This is a genomic window from Variovorax glucosi, assembly GCF_051216695.1.
In the GTDB taxonomy this organism is placed as follows: domain Bacteria; phylum Pseudomonadota; class Gammaproteobacteria; order Burkholderiales; family Burkholderiaceae_C; genus Variovorax.
Genome location: NZ_JBPJZE010000181.1, coordinates 1 through 1,262, shown reverse-complemented (window position 1 = coordinate 1,262; position 1,262 = coordinate 1). Strand labels below are relative to the sequence as shown.

Sequence of the window (1,262 nt, the reverse complement as noted above, 5' to 3'; positions counted from 1 at the left end):
ATCGGTGAGGCGCTGGTCAACCACCCCGGCATCCACGCGATCAGCTTTACCGGTTCGGTGGGCGTGGGCCGCAACATCGCGATCCAGTGCGTCACCAAGCACAAGAAGGTGCAGCTTGAAATGGGCGGCAAGAACCCGCAGGTGATTCTTGACGACGCTGATCTCGCCCAGGCCGTCGAGCTCAGCGTGCAGAGCGCGTTCTATTCGACAGGCCAGCGCTGCACGGCCTCGAGCCGACTCATCGTCACCGAAGGCATCTACCCGAAGTTCATTGCCGCCATGAAGGAACGCATGGCGAAGATCAAGGTGGGCGATGCGCTCGCGCAAGGCACCGACGTGGGCCCGGTCTCGTCGAAGTCGCAGCTCGAGCAAGACCTGAACTACATCGAGATCGGCCAGAGCGAAGGTGCCACGCTGGCCGCAGGCGGCGAACGCCTGAAGCTGGAGACCGACGGCTACTACATGTCGCCAGCCCTCTTCAGCGAATCGGCCGCGGCCATGCGCATCAACAAGGAAGAGATCTTCGGCCCGGTGGCGAGCGTGATCCGCGTGAAGAACTACGAAGAGGCGCTGGCCACGGCGAACGACACCGAGTTCGGCCTGTCGGCCGGTATTGCCACCACTTCGCTGAAGTACGCCACGCACTTCAAGCGCCACAGCCAGGCTGGCATGGTGATGGTCAACCTGCCGACTGCCGGCGTGGACTATCACGTGCCGTTCGGCGGCCGCAAGGGCAGCAGCTACGGTCCGCGCGAGCAGGGCCGTTATGCGCAGGAGTTCTTCACGACGGTGAAGACGGCCTACACGTTGGCCTGATCTTCATTCAGGCGGGTGGCAGCGAGCTCGGCGGGGCTCGCCGCCTGCGCCGCATCAGGTACTCCACGAGCTCGAAGATCCCTTCGCTCAGCAGCCCCAATGCCGCCGCCGGCAGCGCGCCCGCCACGAGCAGTTCGCGGTCATTGAGCGCCAGCCCCGTCACGATGCGCTCGCCGAAACCGCCCGCACCGATGAAGGCCGCGATGGTCGCCGTGCCGATGGCAATCGCAGTGGCGGTGCGCACGCCCGCCAGCAGCGTAGGCAGCGCCAGCGGCAGCAGCACCAGCTGAAGGCTCTGCGGCGGCGTCATGCCGAGCGCGGTGCCGGCAAGCCGTAGGCCGTTGGGCACTTCGGCCAAACCCGTCACCGTGTTGCGCATGATCGGAAGCAGCGAATAGAGCGTGAGCGCGATCAGCGCGGGCAGCGCGCCGATGGCGCCCAGCATC

General features: G+C 65.9%; 2 protein-coding genes. One reads left to right on the top strand and one right to left on the bottom strand.

Features of this window, described 5'->3' with window-relative positions:
• Nucleotides 1-816: aldehyde dehydrogenase family protein (locus ACSFA3_RS24055; RefSeq protein ID WP_435507909.1), on the top strand; the 816-nt coding region annotated here is incomplete at its 5' end.
• 7 nt (nt 817-823) lie between these two features.
• On the opposite strand, the gene ACSFA3_RS24050 is transcribed toward ACSFA3_RS24055, so the two are convergent.
• Nucleotides 824-1,262, bottom strand: a 439-nt coding sequence (locus ACSFA3_RS24050) for an ABC transporter permease subunit (protein WP_435507908.1), incomplete at its 5' end; no start/stop codon positions are given.